General features: G+C 32.0%; 16 protein-coding genes. 7 read left to right on the top strand and 9 right to left on the bottom strand.

The features are described 5' to 3' along the window. The first annotated feature begins 57 nt into the window (after window positions 1-57). Window positions 58-1,839 (top strand): 30S ribosomal protein S1, encoded by a 1,782-nt coding sequence (gene rpsA, locus OLM54_RS06430; protein WP_026984997.1) that lies wholly within the window; start codon window positions 58-60, stop codon window positions 1,837-1,839. Between the two features lie 212 nt (window positions 1,840-2,051). On the opposite strand, the gene OLM54_RS06425 is transcribed toward rpsA, so the two are convergent. Further along, on the bottom strand, window positions 2,052-2,576 hold the full coding sequence (locus OLM54_RS06425) for an ExbD/TolR family protein (protein WP_264537768.1): 525 nt from the start codon (window positions 2,574-2,576) through the stop codon (window positions 2,052-2,054). Between the two features lie 209 nt (window positions 2,577-2,785). On the opposite strand from OLM54_RS06425, the gene OLM54_RS06420 reads away from it, so the two are divergent. Continuing rightward, window positions 2,786-3,340 (top strand): fasciclin domain-containing protein, encoded by a 555-nt coding sequence (locus tag OLM54_RS06420; protein ID WP_264537767.1) that lies wholly within the window; start codon window positions 2,786-2,788, stop codon window positions 3,338-3,340. Window positions 3,341-3,434: 94 nt separating this feature from the next. Here OLM54_RS06420 and OLM54_RS06415 read toward each other — a convergent pair whose 3' ends face one another. The 6 genes from OLM54_RS06415 to OLM54_RS06390 form a co-directional block, all read right to left on the bottom strand. Continuing rightward, the gene (locus OLM54_RS06415) at window positions 3,435-4,280 is read right to left on the bottom strand and encodes an EamA family transporter (protein WP_264537766.1); all 846 of its coding nucleotides are present in this window, start codon (window positions 4,278-4,280) and stop codon (window positions 3,435-3,437) included. A gap of 120 nt (window positions 4,281-4,400) precedes the next feature. Continuing rightward, entirely contained in the window at window positions 4,401-4,541 is a 141-nt protein-coding gene (locus OLM54_RS06410; protein ID WP_264537765.1) for an SsrA-binding protein, read from the bottom strand. Between the two features lie 88 nt (window positions 4,542-4,629). Further along, window positions 4,630-6,072, bottom strand: a complete 1,443-nt coding sequence (locus tag OLM54_RS06405) for a serine hydrolase (protein ID WP_264537764.1) — start codon at window positions 6,070-6,072, stop codon at window positions 4,630-4,632. A 234-nt stretch (window positions 6,073-6,306) separates the two neighbouring features. Then, window positions 6,307-8,037, bottom strand: a complete 1,731-nt coding sequence (locus tag OLM54_RS06400; protein ID WP_264537763.1) for a M56 family metallopeptidase — start codon at window positions 8,035-8,037, stop codon at window positions 6,307-6,309. A 20-nt stretch (window positions 8,038-8,057) separates the two neighbouring features. Then, on the bottom strand, window positions 8,058-8,423 hold the full coding sequence (locus tag OLM54_RS06395; protein ID WP_115848244.1) for a BlaI/MecI/CopY family transcriptional regulator: 366 nt from the start codon (window positions 8,421-8,423) through the stop codon (window positions 8,058-8,060). Between the two features lie 327 nt (window positions 8,424-8,750). Continuing rightward, on the bottom strand, window positions 8,751-9,968 hold the full coding sequence (locus tag OLM54_RS06390) for an MDR family MFS transporter (RefSeq protein WP_264537762.1): 1,218 nt from the start codon (window positions 9,966-9,968) through the stop codon (window positions 8,751-8,753). Between the two features lie 96 nt (window positions 9,969-10,064). On the opposite strand from OLM54_RS06390, the gene OLM54_RS06385 reads away from it, so the two are divergent. The 5 genes from OLM54_RS06385 to OLM54_RS06365 all read left to right on the top strand — a co-directional run bounded on the left by OLM54_RS06385 (window position 10,065) and on the right by OLM54_RS06365 (window position 13,922). Next, complete coding sequence (locus OLM54_RS06385; RefSeq protein WP_264537761.1) at window positions 10,065-10,664, top strand: DUF1684 domain-containing protein; 600 nt, start codon at window positions 10,065-10,067, stop codon at window positions 10,662-10,664. After that, window positions 10,664-11,311, top strand: a complete 648-nt coding sequence (locus OLM54_RS06380) for a TatD family hydrolase (RefSeq protein ID WP_264537760.1) — start codon at window positions 10,664-10,666, stop codon at window positions 11,309-11,311. Before OLM54_RS06385 ends, OLM54_RS06380 begins: the two co-directional genes overlap by 1 nt. 158 nt (window positions 11,312-11,469) lie before the next feature. Continuing rightward, window positions 11,470-12,189, top strand: a complete 720-nt coding sequence (locus OLM54_RS06375; protein WP_264537759.1) for a tRNA threonylcarbamoyladenosine dehydratase — start codon at window positions 11,470-11,472, stop codon at window positions 12,187-12,189. A gap of 157 nt (window positions 12,190-12,346) precedes the next feature. Beyond that, window positions 12,347-13,009: an HAD family hydrolase gene (locus tag OLM54_RS06370; protein WP_264537758.1), complete on the top strand. Its 663-nt coding sequence runs from the start codon at window positions 12,347-12,349 to the stop codon at window positions 13,007-13,009. 70 nt (window positions 13,010-13,079) lie between these two features. Beyond that, on the top strand, window positions 13,080-13,922 hold the full coding sequence (locus OLM54_RS06365; protein ID WP_264537757.1) for a DUF2911 domain-containing protein: 843 nt from the start codon (window positions 13,080-13,082) through the stop codon (window positions 13,920-13,922). A gap of 156 nt (window positions 13,923-14,078) precedes the next feature. Here the strand turns inward: OLM54_RS06365 and OLM54_RS06360 are convergent, their stop codons facing one another. Together OLM54_RS06360 and OLM54_RS06355 are read right to left on the bottom strand one after the other, a co-directional pair. Next, window positions 14,079-14,708 carry an MCP four helix bundle domain-containing protein gene (locus OLM54_RS06360; RefSeq protein ID WP_264537756.1) on the bottom strand — a complete coding sequence of 210 codons (630 nt, stop codon included), beginning with the start codon at window positions 14,706-14,708 and terminating at the stop codon, window positions 14,079-14,081. 162 nt (window positions 14,709-14,870) lie between these two features. Next, the gene (locus OLM54_RS06355) at window positions 14,871-16,586 is read right to left on the bottom strand and encodes a sodium:solute symporter (protein WP_264537755.1); all 1,716 of its coding nucleotides are present in this window, start codon (window positions 16,584-16,586) and stop codon (window positions 14,871-14,873) included. Window positions 16,587-16,678: the final 92 nt, after the last annotated feature.

Below are 16,678 nucleotides of genomic sequence, written 5' to 3'. Positions count from 1 at the left end.
GTTTTTTCTATCGCTTTGAGAAACTCAAGAAAAACAGAATACAAATTTTTTATCAGCATGTCTGAACAATTAAAATCACAAGAAGAGTTTTTAGCAAATTTTAACTGGCATAACTTCCAAGAAGGAATTGATGCAGTAGATGAGAAAAACTTACAAGAATTCGAAGAACTAGTTTCAAAAACTTTCATCGCTACAGATCAAGAAGAAGTAGTTGAAGGTGTAGTTGTTAGAATTACAGATAGAGACGTTATCGTTGATATCAACGCAAAATCGGAAGGTGTTATTTCTTTAAACGAATTCCGTTACAACCCAAACTTAAAAGTTGGTGATAAAGTAGAAGTATTAATCGACATCCGTGAGGACAAAACAGGTCAATTAGTATTATCTCACAGAAAAGCACGTACTATTAAATCATGGGATAGAGTTATTTCTGCAAATGAAACAGGAGAAATCGTTAATGGTTTTGTAAAATGCAGAACTAAAGGTGGTATGATCGTTGACGTTTTCGGAATTGAAGCTTTCTTACCTGGTTCTCAAATTGACGTTAAGCCAATTAGAGACTACGATGTATATGTAAATAAAATGATGGAATTCAAAGTGGTAAAAATTAACCACGAATTCAAAAACGTTGTTGTATCTCATAAAGCGCTTATCGAAGCTGATATCGAAGTACAGAAAAAAGAAATCATCGGTCAATTACAAAAAGGACAAGTATTAGAAGGTGTTGTTAAAAACATTACTTCTTATGGTGTATTCATTGACTTAGGTGGTGTTGACGGATTAATTCACATTACTGACCTTTCTTGGAGTAGAATAAACCACCCAAGCGAAGTTCTTGAATTAGACCAAAAATTAAACGTTGTAATCCTTGATTTCGATGATGAGAAAACAAGAATTCAATTAGGATTGAAACAATTAAACGCTCACCCATGGGATGCTTTAGATGCTAATTTAACTATTGGTGATAAAGTAAAAGGTAAAGTAGTTGTAATCGCTGATTACGGTGCATTTATCGAAGTTGCTGAAGGTGTTGAAGGTTTAATCCACGTTTCTGAAATGTCATGGTCAACTCATTTACGTTCTGCTCAGGATTTCGTAAAAGTTGGAGATGTTGTTGAAGCTGTTATCTTAACTTTAGATAGAGATGACCGTAAAATGTCATTAGGTATCAAACAATTGACTCAAGATCCATGGACTGACATTACTTCTAAATACCCAGTAGGTTCTAAACATACAGGTATCGTTAGAAACTTTACAAACTTTGGTATTTTCGTAGAATTAGAAGAAGGAATTGATGGATTAATTTACATCTCTGACTTATCTTGGACTAAGAAAATCAAACACCCATCTGAATTTGTAAATGTTGGTGAGAAACTTGATGTAGTTGTATTAGAATTAGATGTTGAAGGACGTAAATTATCTTTAGGTCACAAACAAACTACTGCTAATCCTTGGGATCAATACGAAGATTCTTTCGCTGTAGGAACTATCCACAATGGTGAAATTTCTGAAATCGTTGACAAAGGAGCTACTGTAGAATTCGGAGATGATATCGTTGCTTTCATTCCTACTCGTCACCTTGAAAAAGAAGACGGAAAGAAATTGAAAAAAGGTGATACTGCTGATTTCAAAGTAATCGAATTTAACAAAGAATTCAAAAGAGTAGTTGCTTCTCACACTGCTATCTTCCGTGAAGAAGAAGAGAAAAATGTGAAAGCTGCAACTGAAAATACTTCATCTAACTCTTCTAACACAAATGCACCAGCTGCAACTTTAGGAGATAATAATGATGTATTAGCTGCATTGAAAGCTAAAATGGAAAAAACTGAGAAAAAATAATTCTTAGTTTCCTATAAATAGAAAGTCCCACAGCAATGTGGGACTTTTTTTTGCTTTAATGTTTTGTTTTAAGTTTTTATTTGTTTCAGGTTTCCAGTTTTAACTTTGGTGAAGACTGTCTTTGCGAGGAACGAAGCAATCTCACTTTGTATAGAACCTTTTGTTAGTGGGATTGCTTGGTTCTTCGCAAAGACAAAAAATGCGTATATTTTTTATTTGGAAGCTAATAGTTTTGTTTCCTTAGGTGTAAACTCAGGTACAATTGCATAAGTATCAATTTCTGCAATTTTCATTTCATCTAAAATGTCAACTAGATTTCCATAATTAGATTTTTTGCTTGGTTTAATAATTACAATTAGATTTTTTGGTTTAGCGCCTTTTGCAGCAAATTCAAGTATGCTTTTTTTTCTTTTTAGTAATTCTTTTCGGATTCCCTCTCTGCCGTATTTGATTTCTTTTGGAGCAATTATAGGAGAATCCAAAAGTCCCATATAATATATCAATTTATTGTTTTCGCCTAACATTAAAGTTATTGACCTATTTTCTCCGTAATCTCGATATTCTCGACAGTCACAGCATCCATTATCGCGAGAACTTAAATCTAAAATTTTCGGTTTCGACAACTCAATCGTGACCATAAAAAATATAATCAACAAAAAAGAAACGCTAACCATTGCGGTCAAATCAACTCTTGTATTTAACTTTTTGCTTCTTACTTTTTTAGGCAGATTTTCCATAATGAATCATTTTTTAATAAAGTTAATGATAAAACTAAAACAAAATTTAACTCATTTTAAAAATAATTCAAAAATAAATCCATGTTTTAAAGTCTTGTTTTACAACGTATTTTGAGGATTTTACAATAAAATTTGAGCTTTTTTATTTTATTGCCAAAACCAAAACCAATATTCCAGCGTAAATGAGCTTATAACTTAAAATATTAATTATGAAAACTAGAAAATTTTTAGCCGTAGCAATCTTAACATTAGGATTTGGATTTGCATCTTTTGCACAAAAAACTGTAATGGTTGGTGGAGCAGCAATGTATCCAACTAAAAATATTGTCGAAAATGCCGTTAATTCAAAAGATCATACTACACTTGTTGCTGCTGTAAAAGCTGCAGGATTAGTAGAAACATTACAAAGTAAAGGACCATTCACCGTTTTTGCCCCAACAAATGCCGCGTTTGACAAGTTGCCAGCGGGAACTGTTGATACATTATTAAAACCAGAAAACATCAAAATGTTACAAACTGTTTTAACTTATCACGTTGTTGCGGGAAAAATGAACTCTTCTGATATTGCAAAAGCAATAAAAGCAGGTAAGGGAAAAGCAACTCTTAAAACTGTAAGCGGTGGAACTTTAACTGCCTGGATGGATGGAAAAGACTTATATATCAGTGACGAAAGCGGTAACAAAGCCAAAGTTACTATTGCAGATGTAAACCAATCAAATGGTGTAATTCATGTTGTAGATACTGTATTATTGCCAAAAATGTAATACCAATTTTAAAATTCAAGTTTCAATTTATAAATTCCAAATTCCAATTTTAAAGTTGGGATTTGGAATTTTAAATATTTAGAATTTTGTAAATCTATTTTTTGGCTGTTAAAGTAGATCCTGCCGAAGCAACTACAACACAAACAACAGCTAATATTTCGTAAAAACTTAAATTTTCCTGAAGAAATATAAAAGCACAAACAGAAGCTGCTGCAGGTTCAAGACTCATTAAAATACTAAAAGTACGAGGAGGAAGCTGCCCTAAAGCTTTCATTTCTAATGTAAACGGAATAGCACTTGATAAAAGAGCAAGCGCAACGCCCATACCAAAAAGTTTTGGAGTAAGATTCGCTAGGCCATTTTCGTAAAAACCGAATGGGAGAATTAAAATTGCGGCAAATAACATTCCGGTAGAAACAGCCTGACCACTATTCATTATTTTGGATATTTTTCCGCCCAAAACAATATATGCAGCCCAAAGTGCTCCTGCTAAAAGAGCAAATAAAACTCCCAAAGAGTCAATTCTGGCATTTGACCATGGTGCAATTAAAACAATTCCGGCTGCGGCGAGTAAAACCCAACAATAATCTATCAAACGTCTTGAGCCAATTATTGCAACCAATAAAGGTCCGATGAATTCTAAAGTAACCGCCAACCCAATTGGAATTCTTTCTATGGCAAAATAAAAAATTAAATTCATTGCGCCCAATGACAAACCATAAGGAACTACAATTTTCCATTGTTCACGCGTAATTGCTTTTAAATTTGGTCTATACGCTAAAAGTAAAATCAAAGCCGAAACTCCAATTCGTATTGACGCCGTTCCTGCCGCACCAATAGCGGGAAAAAGCATTTTAGCAATTGCCGCCCCACATTGTACACTAATAATAGCTAAAAGTACTGCCGGAACAGGAGGAATATTAAATTCTTTATTTTTCATGGAAAAATTATAATGAAAGCAAAACCGGGAATCAGTTTTGGAGGATATTTTTTTCTAATTTATTCAAATAGAAAATGGCGTTGAAATGAAATCAATATTTTAAAAAAAATTGGTTTTAAACTATTCTAAAGCGCGTTTTGTTACATAAGCGCGATAACCAATAATTGCCATTTGCCATTTTTTTGCTTTAGAAATGTCCAAACCCTGCTTGGTAAAACTGGGTAAAAGAATCTTATTTATTTTGGCTAGAATTTTATACATGGTAGGTTAATTTTTATCAAAGATATAAAAAAAGACTTTGCAGTTAAACAAAGTCTTTTTTATGGTTTTTTATTTGTGTAATTATATCTTAATCGATTTTTAAAAGTAAATTTTGATCAGGTCCGTTCTCCATATTTAAAGCACCTTTTGGAGATTTTACCCAACCGGTTTTATTGATAACGAATTTGAACATATTAATTTTATCTTTTTCAAACTGGCTTTTTGGAACAGAGAGTTCAAAAGTATTTTTGTTTATTCGAACCATTTGATAGTTTTTATCATTCGGATTCCAATTGTCAAAAGATCCCGCAATTGCAACACTTTTTACTAAACCTGCATCAAGCGATTTATCATGCTGATAAGTAAAAATCACATTATTATTAGTTATTTTATATCCGTAAATTTCTTTTTTGACTTCATTTTTCGCCAGTAAATCACCAGATATTGCCACTATTGCGTTTCCTAATGCATTTGCAGTTTTTTCATTACTTATATTTACAATAATAGAAATTCCTAAACCACGTTCCGGATAAACCAAAAACATATTTTGCGCGCCAAAAGCGCCACCGTGTTTCCAACAATTTTTACCATTGTTATCAACCTGTATTCCATCCCAAAAATAACCGTTAAAATCACTATCTGAATTTAAAAGATTTCTTTGAGATTCCAAAACTACCTTATTGTTGGTGTTTATTTCAAAGGCAAGAAATTTAGTTAAATCACCCAAAGTCGATTTTAAATATCCTGCAGCGCCCCAAAGATTATCAGATAGCGTTGGCATTTGTTTTTTACCATTATAACCATTTGCTATAACAATACTTTTCTCAGGATTTAATGTGGTTGACGTCATATTTAGTTTTGACAGAATATTTTCTTTCAACAACGTTTCATAACTTTTATGAAAAACATTCTCTAGAATATGTGCTGCCAATTGAACGCTTCCGTTACTATATTTGAATTTAGTTCCGGGCAAAGTATTCAATTTTATTGTTTTTAAATCTGCAAAGAATTTTTCTCTGGAATAGGATTCATCTAATTTTTTAAAACCAATATAACTGCTGTCGTTTGGATTTTTTCTGAATTCTGAATTATCCGGTAAATCTTTATTAAAGCCGGTTTTAAAAGAAACCAAATCTTTTATTTTTATTGGATTCCCCTGATATTCCAAATTAGGATATGAACCTGTTATGTATTTTCTAATGTCATCATCCGGACTTATTTTTCTTTCAACGACAGCTTGTGCCATTAATAATCCTGTAAATAATTTTGTAATCGAAGCAATTTCAAAAACAGTATTATTATTGGCTTGATTACCCTTTCCTTTGTCTATTTCTCCGTAATGTTTTGTATAGGTTTTGCCATCTTTTACAATGCCAATAGAAACAGAATTGGCTTTTGAATTTTCTAATAAAATTTCGGCATTTTTATCCATTGATGCAACAATTTCTGTTTCGGATAAATGGTTTAATTTTTTTTGAGCTAAGCAAGAAAAACTTAAACTGATAAATACTATTAAAATTAATTTTTTCATATTGAAATGGGGTGTAAAATTATCGGCTAAAGTTTATTTAAAAAGAAATTTACCTGAGAATTAGCCAAATAAAAACCAGTGTTTATTATACACTGGTCTCCTAATTATTTACTTATTTCTATTACTTTTTTGATACAATGATCAATCTTCTGTTTTGCCTCGTTTTGATTAAAACATAAATTAAAAACGAATAATAGTGCTGCAATAAAAAATGTCTCTTTCATTTCTAAATATTTAAGATCGTTTTTCTGCTTTCTCCGCTTTTCTTCTCTCTTTTTCCTGTTGTCTCATGTATTTTTCATAAGCTCTCATGCCCTTTTCATACTGCTCCATGTTTTTTGCATATTCGGCACTTCCCGGTTCATATTTTTGTTCAATGTATTGATTGAATTTTTCCATATCAGCATCAAATTTTTCCATGGCGAGGTCATATTTCTCCATTTCTTTATCATAAATAACTTCACGTTTTGCCATGATTTCTTCTACTTGTTTCCCATAAGCAGACATTTCCGGTTCAATAGCAGCCATTTTTTTCTCAAATTCCGCCATTTCTTTTTCAAAATTTTTCATGGCCACTTTATCATTAATATTTAGTGGTGCTTTTGGTGCTTTTGGCATTTTAGACATGTCAATAGGCGGGGCCGGAGGCAGTGGTCCACTCGGAAAAGATGGCATTGATGGCGGAGAAGGAGGAGAAACTTCTCCAACATCTGGATTTTTGATTTCTTTAACTTCAATTCTGCGATTTTCGATAATCATTGGTTTTTCAATGGCATCGTCTGTAAGTATACCAATTTGTTTTGAACCATCATTATCAATATTAACGACAATTCCGCAACTTTTAATAGCCTCATCACCATCAATTTGCAGCGATTGAGATCTTCCTTTTCCTTTTTTAATATCTACCCTAATAGCCGTTAATTCGTTTTTAGAATTTCTTTTTACATTAGAAATAACAACATCGGCATCATGATTTACCTTTAACTTTTCAGCCATTTCTTTTAGCTCCTGATCTGTTGTATTCTTGTTAATCTTGTAAACATTAACAGGATCTGTTTTTTCTGAAAGTTCCTGAGCTTCTTTTTTCTCTTGTTTTTCCTGTGCAATTGTTTTTATCTGAAATAATAACACAAAAGCTACAAGTGCAGGAATTACGGCATAATACTTCCAGTAATTCAATTTTTTTGATTGATTTTTGTTTAACATGACAATTCGTTTTTTGATTAATGATTGATAAAAATGATTGGTAATGGCAACGCATGATTGGTGCGTTGTTATTTTTAAAAGCGTGTATTGATACGCTTTTTTGTCAGATATTTTTTTGGCAGCTTCACTGTCGGCAATAAATTCAAGGTTTTGCAAAATAGCTTTTTTGTACAGCCAAATAATTGGATTAAACCAAAAAAGCACACAAAAAACTCTTGATATCAAAACATCCATAGTATGATTTTGATCGCTGTGCACTTTTTCATGCTCCAGAATACTTTCTAATTCTGATTCGCTGTACATTGATGAGTTGTACACGATATAATCAAAATAAGAAAAAGGAGCAATATTTTCTTTGATGTCAACAAATTTAAAATCAGCTTGTTGTTGTACTTGTTTGCCTTTTAAAACTGAATTTAAACTATAAAAATCGAGAGCAAATTTGATCATAAATGTCGAAAAACCTATGGCATAAATGGCAAGAGAAACTAAATTCCAATTTATTTCAAAAGTTTCTTTTTCAATAATCTGCCGAGCATAAACTGGCGAATAATTAAAATTTGGCATTGGAGCAGGAGTAACCCAGACAATTTTGGTATAAACCAAAAAAGGCAAAACGACAGAAGTAATCAAACCAATTAACAAAAACCATCTGTTACTATTGAAAAAAGTTTCTTTGCGCAATAAAAAATAATAAGCAAAGTAAAACAAGATTAAAAGTCCACTTGATTTTGCGACAAAAATGAAAAGTGCTTCCATAAAAAATTATTTTACGTTTTTTATTTTTCTTTCGGATTTTCGATCATAGCCAGGATTTCGCGTAATTCATCTGCAGAAATTTTTTCTTCCTTGGCAAAAAACGAAACCATACTTTTATAAGAACTGTTGAAATAATTATCAATTGCTGTGCTCATAAATCCTTTTCTATAATCTTCGATACTTACAATTGGATAATATTGATGTGTGTTTCCAAAAGCATTGTGAGCCACATATCCTTTTTCTTCCAGATTACGCACAATAGTCGAAAGCGTATTGTAATGCGGTTGATCTTCAGTTATTTCTGCCTGAACTTCTTTTACAAAAGCTTTTTTCAGCTTCCATAAAATGTGCATGATTTCTTCTTCTTTATTGGTTAACTTTTGCATGTTTTCTAATTTTAATTCAAAACTACAACTATTTTTTTAGTTACACAACTATAAATGTAGTTATTTAACTAAAAAAGAAGTTGATTGACTTTTTAAATAAAGAAAAATCTATTTAATTGCTTGATTTTCAGGTTAAAAATAAGAATAAAAAGTTTTGCAACAAAGAACGCAAGGTTCTTTTGGATTTATAGGGAATGGTAAAAACGCAAAGTTCGCAAAGGTTAATTAATATTAACCTTTGCGAACTTTGCGTAAATCTTTGTGTACTTTGCGGTAAAATTAAGTAAAACTTAGCGCACTTTGTGGTAAATTTATTAACGATTGGTTTTAAGTAACTTTCTCATCGATTAAAGCTTTCCTGATCCAGAAACAGCAAAATGTAGCAACAACGCCCATACAAGCCATAAAAAGCCAGTTTGTCTGATATCCTAATCTTGTAATTATTTCGAAACCTACTTTTGAACTTACAATATGAGCTAAACTAAAACTCATGGTATAAAGCGCCATATAACGGCCTTCCTGACCACGTGGCGCACGACTTAAAGCAAAAGCATTTGAAAACGGAAAGGTTAAAATCTCTCCAAGCGAAATGCAAATCATACTTATAACCAAAATTCCCGCCCATATATTAATGAGTAATAAAAAGAAACTCAAAGCCATAATAAATGATCCAAGAATAATAATTTTAATTTTAGCAAATCCTTTTCGTTCCATAAAACCAACCGTTGGCATTTCTAAAGCAAAAATTAAGAGACCATTTAAAGTCATCAATAATCCCGTTTGAAATTCACTCAAACCAAATTTCTCATTATGATATAAAGGTAAAGTTGTAAACAATTGAAAGAAAATCATTGCAGTTATAAAACTCACAAATAAGAAAACCCAGAAAATACGATCATGAAAAACTGATTTTATTTCGGCTGAAATTTCCATTTTATCTCCGTGATTTACTTTTTTCTTTTCCTTAACCAATAAAGCAAAAATAGTAATCGAAATAATACAGGACGCTCCATCAACCCAAAAAAGTCCTTGGTAACCAATTCCCATAATAATTAAACCACCTAAAGCGGGTCCGGCAGCAAAACCTAAATTTACAGCCAAACGCACTAAAGTTAATGCACGTGTACGGTTTTCGGGTTTTGCATAAGCTCCCAACGAAACAAACATCGCCGGTCTAAACATGTCAGCAATAGTCATTAAAACAAACATGGCAATGCATAAAGCCCAAAACGTTGTAATATATTGTACAAGAAAAAGTGAAACTCCGCTTGTAAATAAACTAAAAATCATGATTTTATAAAACCCAATTTTATCAGATAATTTTCCGCCAAGCCAGGAACCCAGCATAGAACCCAAACCAAACGAAACCATAATCCATCCAACCTGATTATAGCTAAAATGAAGATCTTCCTTTAAATATTTAGACAAAAAAGGAAGCACCATTGTGCCCGCACGATTGATAAAAGTGACAAGGGTAAGTATCCAAATTTCTCTTGAAAATCCTCTGAAATTATTGATGTAATGGTTAAAAGCAGTTTTGAGCATTATAAATATGTATTTGCAACAAAGTTAGAAAACTTTGTCACTAAGTGCGGTTGGTGCTTTGTTACTTTTAAACTATTTTTGCTTAAAATTTCAAAGATGAAAAATGTAATTGCTTTTTTAGTATTGTTACTCGTTAATTTTTGTTTCGGTCAGAAGAAATTTGACAAAAGCGAAACAGAAAAATTTCAGAAAACAATAAACTCAGAATATGCTGATCCTAAGACAAGTCCGTTGATGGAAGAAGATTTAAAGACCTTCAAAGCTTTAGATTTTTATCCCATTAATGGAAAATATTTTGTGAATGCAAAGTTTGTAAAAGCAAAGAATGAAAAAGTCTTTGAAATGAAAACTACAGGAACAAGGACTCCAAAATACATCAAATACGGTACTTTATTTTTTACTATAGACGGCGTTGCCTTGCAATTGAACGTTTATAGAAACATTGAACTTTCAAAAACAAAAGAATACAAAGATCATTTATTTCTGCCATTTTCAGACTTAACAAGCGGAAAAGAAAGTTATATTGGAGGAAGATATATTGATTTAAAAATTCCGAAAGGAAATACAATTGCAGTCGATTTTAATCAGGCTTATAATCCGTATTGTGCTTATAATCATAAGTATTCATGTCCGCTTGTTCCTTTAGAGAATGATTTAAAAGTAGAAATTAAAGCCGGAGTTAAAACATTTCATTAATGGAATTTTTTAATTTTCATACCCATCAATTTACGAGTCAATCAGATATTCTGGAATTGGTCAATCAATATCCGCAAGAATTTGATGCTTCGATTCCTTTTTATTCTATCGGGATTCATCCCTGGCACATTAAGGAAGATCGAATTGATGAAGATTTGAGAATTATAGAAGAAAAATTGCAGACTAAAAATTGTCTCGCTATTGGCGAATGTGGTTTAGATAAACGCATAGAAATTTCGTTAGAGCAACAAATTATAGTTTTTGAAAAACAATTGGCTTTGGCCGAAAAATATAAAAAACCTGTTGTAATTCATTGTGTTGCCGCTTTTCAGGAAATTATTGCAATTAAAAAGAAAATGAAAATTTCTGTTCCGATGATTATGCATGGTTTTTCAAAAAAAAGCCAAATTGCAGATCAGCTTATTACGGCGGGATTTTATCTTTCGTTTGGAAAATATTTATTGAAAAACCCTGAATTGAAAACGGTTTTTGAACAAATTCCAAATAATCGATTTTTTCTTGAAACCGATACAATCGAAGAAAATATAAAACAGGTTTATGATCTGGCAGCAGCATATAAAAACATAACAATCAAAGAATTACAAGATATTATTTCAGGTAATTTTAAAGAAGTGTTTGAAAAATAAAATGTAAAAAGTGAAAAGTGAAAAGTGAAAAGTGAAAAGTGAAAAGTGAAAAGTGAAAAGTGAAAGGTTAGATTAGGAACCTGAAACCTGAAACTTGAAACATGAAACTTGAAACCTGAAACTTGAAACAAAATAAAAAAAATTAAACAAAAGATTATATGGCAGAGTGGACGGAAAGAGCCGAGCTTTTATTTACAAAAGAAGGATTAGAGAACTTGAAAAACGCAAATGTTTTAGTAGTTGGTTTAGGCGGAGTTGGATCATTTGCAGCTGAATTTTTGGCTAGGGCAGGAGTAGGAAACATGACAATTGTAGATGGTGATGTGGTTGATATAACCAATATTAACAGACAATTGCCGGCATTGCATTCAACAGTTGGCGAACCAAAAATAAAAATCGTTGGCGATCGTTTGATGGATATTAATCCGGAATTAAAACTGACTCGTGTTCAGGAATTTTTGTCTCCGGAACGTGCTTTTGAAATTGTTTCTCCAGAGTTTGATTATGTTTTGGATTGTATTGACAGCATAACGCCAAAATTAAATTTGATTATTGGTGCAAAACGCAAAAGAGTTAAGATTATAAGCAGCATGGGCGCCGGTGGAAAAATGCTGGCTTCGAAAGTCAAAGTGAGCGATATTTCTAAAACCATCAATTGTTACTTTTCTAAAGCCATTAGAAAACGTTTAAAAGAGGTAAAAATTAATAAATTGAAAGTGGTTTTTTCTTCTGAAATTCAAGACGAAAAAAGCTTAAAATTAACTGACGGAAAAAATTTCAAAAAGTCATTCTACGGAACAAACAGTTATATGCCGGGCTTATTCGGTCTTCACGCTGCCGAAACTGTGATTAGGCATTTGCTTGTTAAAAGTCGCTAATAGATGTTTCAGGTTTCAGGTTTTGTTTGTTTCAGGTTCTGGAACCACTAAACTTTGTCAAAGTTACCACACAGAAAACCTGAAACCTGAAACCTGAAACCTGAAACAAAAAAAACTTAGCAACTTAGAATCTCAGAACCTTTGAACCTTAAAAAAAATGATTAAAACAGTAATATTTGATATGGATGGCGTAATTGTCGACACAGAACCCGTTCATCGTTATGCGTATTATAAACAATTTACAGAATTGAATATCGAAGTAACGGAAGAAATGTATACTTCGTTTACGGGATTTTCAACCCGAAATACGTTTCAAACTTTGAAAGGATTTTTCCCGACAATTGAACATGAAGTTGAAGATTTGATTCAAAGAAAAAGAAATATTTTTAATGATGCTTTTGATACCAAAGAAGATTTATATCTCTTAGAAGGCGTTGAAGATTTAATTAAGGATTTGTACGCGAACGGAATACAATTAATTTTAGCATCTTCGGCATCAAAAGTAACGATTGATCGTGTGTTTACAAGATTTAATTTGCATTCTTATTTTACTGATATTGTAAGCGGTGAAGATTTTCCGCAATCAAAACCTAATCCCGCCATTTTTCTACATGCTGCGTCTTTATCTGTAGCACCGGCAGAAAATTGTATCGTGATTGAGGATAGTACAAATGGTGTAAAAGCAGCAAAAGCAGCAAACTTGTTTTGTGTGGGTTATAATAGTCATCATTCTAAAATGCAGGATTTATCACAAGCAGATTTAATAATCAACCATTTTAATGAATTGAATGCGCAAAAAATATCACAGTTGGGTGTCTGAATTATATAAAATTTAACATTTGTACCTGATTGAATTTGTAAATTTGAACAAAACAAAATAAACTCACGAAATGAAAAAACTACTTATTGCATTGGCCATAATTTTGGCTCCTTTTGCTACAGAAGCACAAATAAAAACACCACAAGCGAGCCCGAAAGGTTATATCAAACAAACTGTTGGATTAACTGATGTTGAAGTTACGTATTCAAGACCAGGAGCGAGAGGCAGAGCTGTATTTGGTAATTTAGTTCCGTTTGGTAAATTATGGAGAACGGGAGCTAACGAAAATACTATTATTAATTTTAGTGATGATGTTGTTATTGATGGCAAAACATTGAAAAAAGGGAAATATGCAATTTATACAATTCCTAAAATCGAAAGCTGGGAAGTAATTTTTTACCTTTCTACAGACAATTGGGGATTACCTGAAACATGGAATGAGTCTTATGTTGTTTTAAGAACTACTGTAAAAGAAGATGCTTTACCAACTCCTGTTGAAACATTTACAATTGGAATTAACGGATTAGATCCAAATTTTGGTTATTTAGAAATGGCTTGGGAAAACTCTCATGTAGCGTTGAAATTTGAAGTTCCAACGGCGAAAAATGCAGTTGCAAGTATCGAAAAAACATTGGCAGGACCAACAGCAAATGATTATTTTGCGGCGTCTCAATATTTATTTCAATCAAATGGAAATATCGAAACAGCAAGAACGTATGTAGATAAATCGTTAGATATGAGTACTGAAAAACCGTATTTTATTCTAAGATTAAAATCATTAATCCAAGCTAAACAAGGCGATAAAAAAGGCGCAATCGAAACTGCAAAAGCTTCATTGGCAGCTGCTGAAACGGCTAATAATCAGGATTACGTAAAATTAAATAAAGACAGTATTGCGGAGTGGAGCAGATAATAATTCTTTGAATTATTAAATTTCAATTAGCGAAACTCAAATAAAAAATCCAAATTCCAAAGTTAAAACTTTTGAGATTTGGATTTTTTTTTGGTTTATATGTTTGTCAATTAGAAACTTGAAACCTGAAACAAAACAAAACCTGAAACAAAAAAATTAGTTCATACTCGGAGATTCCGGAATTTTAATGGTTCTTTTGGTTTTCTTGGCGATTAATAAATAAAAAGTAATTCCGCCTAAAATAATAAGTAAAGCAATCTCAAGTTGTCCCAGGCTATTATTGTCATTATACATAGCATTTGCGCTGGCTAATTTTGCTTTTCCTTCTGTAATTTGAATTTGAGACAATTGGTCTAAAATTTTTAAAGCTTTTTCACTGGATTGTGTGATTTGAGTCCAGTTTTTATTTTGTGTTTCTTTGTCAATTGCCACACATGCAGTTAAAAGATTCTGAAAAAATATTCTTTCTGTTGGTGTTAAAACAGTTTTTGCGTATAAATCATCTATAGAATGAATTACTTTTAGTTTGCTGAAAATTTCATCTGTTTTAATTGTATCGCTCAAGTTTAATTTTTCGGCTTCGGTTTTTATAAAGTGAAGTTCTTTTGAATACTGAAAAATATAGTGCGCTACAACAAGACGATCTTTATAAATCGCATTGATATTTTCATTTACTTTTCTGGAATTTTGAAGTGTATTAAAATTGGTAAGAATAATAATCAGCATCACAATCAGCAAAATGAAAGCAGCTTTGGTTTTATTGCTGTAATTATTTAAATCTTTCATTTTCATATTTTTTTTAAACTAATTATCTAATCAAAAATACGGATTTTTGAGTGAAATCTGACAATTTAGTATCAAGGAGGATTTAAACAAGACGAAATGGAATTCAGATTGTATTGTTTACGTGTTTTATTATCAGTTAATTCTAAATTTTTAATTATTGTTTTATAATTCTTCTATTATCTTTTTCTCTTTAAAAAACAAAACCTGCATTAACAAAGACAATATAATAGTCAGCATAGCGCCAATAAAATTCAGCCATAAATACCCCAATTTTTCCTGACTGTAAATCAAGAAATAATAAATGATAAAAATGGTTGTCTGGCTTATTACAGCACTACAAAACATTGCTTTTGCCTTAACACGGTGAAGATAAAAACCAACAAGAAATATTCCTAAAACAGTTCCGTAAAATATGGAACCAATAATGTTTACTAATTGAATTAAATTTTCAAACAAAGTACCAACGCAGGCAAAAAGTATCGCTACGATTCCCCAGAAAAGCGTGAAAAACTTCGTCGCATTTAAATAATGTTTCTCTGATTTTTCGGTTTTTAAATTTCGTTTGTAAATATCAATTGCCGTTGTCGAAGCCAAAGCATTTAATCCCGAAGCGGTTGATGACATTGCTGCCGAAAGAATTACAGCCAATAATAAACCTATTAAACCTTTTGGCAAATAATGAAGGATAAAATGGAAAAACACATAATCTTTATCATTTGTTTCGCTATTGCTGTCGGCTTTTAAAATAATTTCTTTGGCGCGATCACGTAAATCCTTTTCCTTATTGGATATTGTTACCAGTTCTTTTCTTAAAATCGGATTGTCATAATCCTGATTTAACTGATCAATATACAATAAGTTAATCACTTTTTTATCTTCTGAAAGTGTACTTAATTTTTTTTCTAAAGCGTGATATTCTTCTTTAAAAGCAGATTTTTCAATGACAATTTTATTATTCGGATTAAAATTTAACGGTACCGGATTGAACTGAAAAAATACAAATACCATAACTCCCGTTAACAAAATAAAGAACTGCATCGGAACTTTTAAAAGTCCGTTCATGATTAATCCCATTTGACTTTCACGAATAGATTTTCCGGATAAATAACGTCCAACCTGCGATTGATCTGTTCCAAAATAGGCGAGGGCTAAGAAAAAACCTCCGGTAATTCCGCTCCAAAAAGTGTACTTTTCTTCGGGATTAAAAGAGAAATCAACAATATTCATTTTATCATTGGCGCCCGCAATATGCAGCGCACTCGTAAAAGTCATATCGTTTGGTAAATAATGCAAAATCAGAAAAAATGTAATGAACATACCGGACATAATCACAAACATTTGCTGTTTCTGTGTTACGTTTACGGCTTTTGTTCCGCCCGAAAAAGTATAAATAATAACCAGAACACCAATAATAATGTTCATACCTGTTAAATTCCAGCCTAAAAGAGCCGATAAAATAATGGCAGGAGCATAAATGGTAAGTCCGGTTCCTAAACCTCTCTGAACCAAAAATAAAATAGCGGCAAGAGAACGTGTTTTTAAATCGAATCTCTTTTCGAGGAATTCATAGGCCGTAAAGACTTTGTTTTTATGATATAACGGAATGAATGTCAAACAAATAACCACCATTGCAATTGGCAGTCCAAAATAAAATTGTACAAAACCCATTCCGTCGTGATACGCTTGTCCGGGAGTCGACAAAAAAGTAATTGCACTGGCTTGTGTTGCCATTACTGAAAGCCCAACAGTATACCAGGGAGTTTCGTTGTTGCCTAAAATAAAATCTTCGACGTTTTTACTTCCTTTGGTTTTCCATGAGCCATAACCAACAATAAATAAAAGCGTAACAATCAGTACGATCCAATCAAATAATTGCATAGGTTATGAGTATAATTGCATGATTAAGAAAAAAATCACAATATAAATTGCGTTGGCTACCAAAACATAAGTGTAGCTTTTTTTCCAGTTTT

Source organism: Flavobacterium sp. N1736 (genome assembly GCF_025947065.1).
Taxonomy (GTDB): domain Bacteria; phylum Bacteroidota; class Bacteroidia; order Flavobacteriales; family Flavobacteriaceae; genus Flavobacterium.
The sequence above is the reverse complement of the archived record's forward strand: the minus strand, read 5'-3'. Positions and strand labels throughout refer to the sequence as shown.